The 4,879-nt window shown below is 68.3% G+C and carries 3 protein-coding genes, 1 tRNA gene, 1 other RNA gene and 1 pseudogene; 5 read left to right on the plus strand and 1 reads right to left on the minus strand.

The annotated features are described in order from the left end of the window. Positions 1-2: 2 nt before the first annotated feature. Positions 3-87: transfer RNA gene (locus VGC18_RS15230), tRNA-Ser, on the minus strand. Between the two features lie 121 nt (positions 88-208). On the opposite strand from VGC18_RS15230, the gene ffs reads away from it, so the two are divergent. From ffs to VGC18_RS15255, 5 genes and pseudogenes are all read left to right on the plus strand, one after another. Further along, an RNA gene (gene ffs / locus VGC18_RS15235) (signal recognition particle sRNA small type) lies at positions 209-305 on the plus strand. Positions 306-357: 52 nt separating this feature from the next. Continuing rightward, positions 358-2,469: a phosphate acetyltransferase gene (gene pta, locus VGC18_RS15240; RefSeq protein WP_331098933.1), complete on the plus strand. Its 2,112-nt coding sequence runs from the start codon at positions 358-360 to the stop codon at positions 2,467-2,469. After that, on the plus strand, positions 2,466-3,590 hold the full coding sequence (locus VGC18_RS15245; RefSeq protein ID WP_331098935.1) for an acetate kinase: 1,125 nt from the start codon (positions 2,466-2,468) through the stop codon (positions 3,588-3,590). Before pta ends, VGC18_RS15245 begins: the two co-directional genes overlap by 4 nt. A gap of 132 nt (positions 3,591-3,722) precedes the next feature. Then, positions 3,723-4,586 (plus strand): hypothetical protein, encoded by an 864-nt coding sequence (locus tag VGC18_RS15250; protein ID WP_331098937.1) that lies wholly within the window; start codon positions 3,723-3,725, stop codon positions 4,584-4,586. 89 nt (positions 4,587-4,675) lie between these two features. Beyond that, positions 4,676-4,879, plus strand: a pseudogene (locus tag VGC18_RS15255) (hypothetical protein); the annotation flags it as partial.

Here is a 4,879-nt window from a genome sequence, read left to right on the forward strand (position 1 = left end):
GGCGGAGAATGGGGGATTCGAACCCCCGAGGGCTTTCACCCAACACGCTTTCCAAGCGTGCGCCATAGGCCACTAGGCGAATTCTCCTGGCCGGCCGCTCCCGGCGAAACGGGCAACGACCATCAAGAATCATACGGGAAGAAGCGGGCCTTCCGTTGCGGTCCCTCTGGGCCGGGCTGCGGAGGGGCCCGTCCCCGGCTAAACTGGATGCGGCTCCTCGCGTGGCGCCATCCAGGCCAACTCCCCCAGGACGGAAACGTAGCAAGGGTAACCGGGCTCTGGCGGGTGCGCGAGGGGTCTTTCTTTTCAGGCCTTTGTACCCACCTGCCGTTCATTCCGTCCACCTAGGCTGTACGGGTGGCTCGAAGCATCTACATCACCTCTGTTGAGGGAAATACTGGCAAATCGACGGTAGCGCTCGGGGTACTCGATACCCTCAGCCACGAGGCGAAACGAGTGGGGGTGTTCCGCCCCGTCGCTCGATCGAGCGACGAACGTGACTACGTCCTCGAGATGCTGCTCGCCCACGACGGTGTCGACCTCGGCTACGAGGAGTGCATCGGCGTCAGCTACGAGGACGTGCACGAGAACCCGGATGCCGCGCTCAGCGAGATCGTGTCCCGCTACAAGGCGGTCGAGCGTCGTTGCGACGCCGTCGTCATCGTCGGCTCCGACTACACGGACGTCGGCAGCCCCACCGAGCTCGGCTACAACGCCCGCATCGCCGCCAACCTCGGCGCCCCCGTGCTGCTCGTGCTCGGCGGCCAGCAGCCGGACGAGCATGGCAGCCGCACCGCGGAGGACATGCGCCAGATGCTCAGCCTGGCCAAGCCGGAGCTGGAGAATGCCCACGCCACCGTCATCGGTGTCGTGATCAACCGCACCGACCCGGCACTTCTCGGCGAGGCCGTCGCCGCCCTTTCCGCCGACAGCGGCGGGGTCCCGGTCTGGGCCATCCCCGAGGACCCCTTCCTCATCGCCCCAACCGTCGCCTCGATCATGGAGGCAGTGGAGGGCACCCTCATCAAGGGCGATCCGGCCATGCTGGACCGCGAGTCCCTCGGTGTCGTCGTCGCCGCCATGTCGATGGAGAACGTCCTCACCCGTCTGGTCGAGGGCACCGTCGTCGTGATGCCGGGTGACAGGGCCGACGTTCTGCTCGCCGTCCTCATGGCGAACGCCTCGGAGACCTTCCCCTCGCTCGCCGGCATCATCCTCAACGGAGGATTCGACCTGCTGCCGCAGATCGCCCGCCTCATCGACGGCTTCGACAACTCGCTGCCGATCATCCGCAACTCGCTGACCACCTACGAGACCGCACTGCGCATCACCCAGACCAGGGGCCGCCTCGCCGCGGACTCGCAGCGCAAGTACGACACCGCGCTCGCCCTGTTCGAGCAGTACGTGGACTCCGCCGTTCTCCTCAAGCTGCTCGACGTGAGCCGTTCCGACGTCGTGACGCCGCTCATGTTCGAGTACGACCTGCTCGACCGGGCCCGCTCGAAGCCGCAGCACATCGTGCTGCCGGAGGGGGAGGACGACCGCATCCTGCGTGCCGCGAGTACCCTGCTGCGCCGCGGTGTCGCCCGGTTGACCATCCTCGGCGACGAGGGCGAGATCCGTTCGCGCGCCACCGAGCTCGGTCTCGACATCGGGGCGGCGGCCATCCTGAGCCCCCGCGATCCCGAGCTCCTCGAGCGTTTCGCCCAGGAGTACGTCCGTCTGCGCTCCCACAAGGGCGTGCAGCTCGAGGAGGCGCGCGAGCGCGTCGCCGACGTCTCCTACTTCGGGACGATGATGGTGCACCTGGGACTTGCCGACGGCATGGTCTCCGGCGCGACGCACACGACCGCGCACACCATCCGGCCGAGCTTCGAGATCATCAAGACGAATCCCGGCGTCTCCGTCGTCTCCAGCGTGTTCCTCATGTGCCTCGAGGACCGCGTGCTGGTCTACGGCGACTGCGCCGTGAACCCCGATCCGAACGCCGAGCAGCTCGCCGACATCGCCATCTCCTCGGCGACGACGGCCGCTCAGTTCCGGATCGAGCAGCGGGTCGCCATGCTCTCCTACTCCACGGGGGCATCCGGTGCCGGTGCGGATGTCGACAAGGTGCGTGCCGCGACGGAGCTCGTGCACGAGCGCCGCCCCGACCTCAAGGTCGACGGCCCGATCCAGTACGACGCCGCGGTGGATGCCTCGGTCGGCAAGACGAAGATGCCGGGTTCCGAGGTTGCCGGGCGGGCGACGGTGTTCGTCTTCCCCGATCTCAACACGGGCAACAACACCTACAAGGCCGTGCAGCGCAGCGCGGGCGCGATCGCGATCGGACCAGTTCTTCAGGGTCTCCGCAAGCCGATCAACGACCTGTCCCGCGGTGCCCTCGTCCAGGACATCGTCAACACGGTCGCCATCACAGCCATCCAGGCCCAGACCCTCGACCTCGCATCAGAAAGCGTTCCTTCATGACCCAGATCTTCATCGTCAACTCCGGCTCGTCCTCCATCAAGTACCAGCTCATCGACATCGAGACAGAGACCGCCGTCCTGAGCGGCCTCGTCGAGCGCATCGGTGAAGAGGGATCGGATGTCCCGGACCACGAGACCGGTCTCCGTCACGTCCTCGAGGCCCTCGGCAACGACCACAGCATCGTCGCGGTCGGCCACCGCGTGGTCCAGGGTGGCGCCCTGTTCGACAAGGCGACGCTCGTCACCGACGAGGTCGAGAAGCAGATCGAGGAGCTGGGCGCCCTCGCCCCGCTGCACAACCCCGCCAATCTGCTCGGCATCCGTGCGGCGAAGGCCGCCCTGCCGGACGTGCCCCATGTCGTCGTCTTCGACACGGCCTTCCACCAGACCATGCCGCCCGAGGCATACACCTACGCCATCCCCACCGCGCTCGCCGAGAAGCACCAGATTCGTCGTTACGGCGCCCATGGTACCTCGCACAAGTACGTGTCGGAGCAGGCGGCCCTGTTCCTCGGACGCCCGCTCGAGTCCTTGAAGATCATCGTGCTCCACCTCGGCAACGGCGCATCCGCCGCGGCCATCGACGGCGGTCGCTCGATCGAGACGAGCATGGGACTCACCCCGCTCGAGGGCCTGGTCATGGGCACCCGGTCGGGTGACATCGACCCCGCCGTCCTCGTGCACCTGCACCGGCAGGCCGGGCTCGGCTTCGACGAGATCGACGTGCTGCTCAACCGCAAGAGCGGGATGCTTGGACTCACCGGCAACGGCGACATGCGGTTCGTCTCCGAGGCCGCGGAGCGCGGCGAAGAGGCGGCCGTGGCCGCGATGGCCGTCTACCGTCACCGTCTGCGCAAGTACATCGGCGCCTACATCGCCCACCTCGGCGGTCTCGACGCACTCGTCTTCACAGCGGGTGTCGGTGAGAACGACCCCGACCTGCGTCGCGAGACCCTCGCCGGCCTGGAGTTCCTCGGCCTCAACATCGACGACGAGCGCAACCAGCCGCGGTCGAAGCAGGCAAGGTACATCTCCCCGGAGGGATCCCCCGTCGCCGTGCTGGTCGTGCCGACCAACGAGGAACTGGAGATCGCCCGCCAGACCCTCGCCCTCGTCGGCTGAGCGGGCGCCGCGGAGGCGGCCGACCGAATTCCGCCGAGCGGGCGGCTGGATGTCCCCTGTACGGGGGTAGACAGTCGCCTCGAAGGCGCCTAGCGTGACACCCATCGTGAGCAACCCGAGGGGGTGAACGACATGGGAGAAGCGGCGCAGCTCGATTCGGTGCAGCCGGCGACGGAGGAGTCTCGTATTCCCCGGCTGGTGAAGCTGCTCCTCCTGGCGGTGTTCCTCGGCCTCGCCTGGTTCGTTCTCGGGGCGGTCTCGTCGGCATCGGCCGCGGAGCCCGCGCCGGACCGCACCCCGACTCTGGCCGCACCCTCCCCACCGGCCGTCCCCCTCCCCGGTGGCGCCGTGGCCGCGCCGTCCGCCGCCCCGGTCGTTCACACGCTCAGCCGGATCGACGACACCGCCACCGCGTTGACGGCCACCGTCACCGGGACCGTGTCGACCGTGGCGGCCCGGCTCGACCCGGTGGTCACCGGCGTTCCGCTGGTGGGAACCAGCCTCGGCCCGGCACCGGTCTCCTCGGTCGTCACGCCCGTCGACGCGGTGCTCACCGGCACGGTGGGCACCATCGGTGACGCGGTGGGCGGTGTCGCCGGCGCTCTTCCGCCGACATCCTCCCTGCCCGGCCCCCTGCCGGATCTTCCCACGGTCGCTTCCCGTGGTGCTTCCGTCATCGGCTCCTCCACGGCCGCTCTGCCTCCCGCAGTCATGCACGCGGGGGAGGTCGTCCCCGCCTCGTCCGCGGCGATTCCAGCCCTGGGCTCCGCCAGCTCGTCCGAGAGCCCGGCCACGCCCCGACCGCCGCTCCAGCCGGGCCAGGACAGCCTCGTCTCCGGCTCGCTGTCGTCTACAGAGGGCACCAGCCCTCAGGCCGCGGCGGCCCTATTCTCCCGGGTCTTCCCGGTTCCGCTGGTGCTGACCTCCGGTCTGTCCCTCGAGGGCTCGACCCTTCCGACTTCCCTCACCCTCGATCCCGGTTCCTCTCCTGACTGATCGGGTCCTCTCGTCGTCGTTATGACGGCATACGGACCCCCGCGCATCCGCGGACATCAACGATCAATCAGTCAAGGAGCAGTAGAACCATGAACAGAACAATTCTGTGGGGAGCGCTGTACGGCACTCTCGCAGTCGGTGGCATGATGGTCCTCGGCGCCACCGCGGCGAACGAGGCCGGCAGCGGCGGGGACGATGGGATCGTCTCCGGCAGCCAGGTGGTCGGCGACATCGCCGCCCCGATCCAGGTCGGCGGCAACGCGATCTCCATCCTCGGAGACTCGTCCAGCACG

This window comes from Lacisediminihabitans sp., from assembly GCF_036404185.1.
Classification (GTDB): Bacteria; Actinomycetota; Actinomycetes; order Actinomycetales; family Microbacteriaceae; genus Lacisediminihabitans.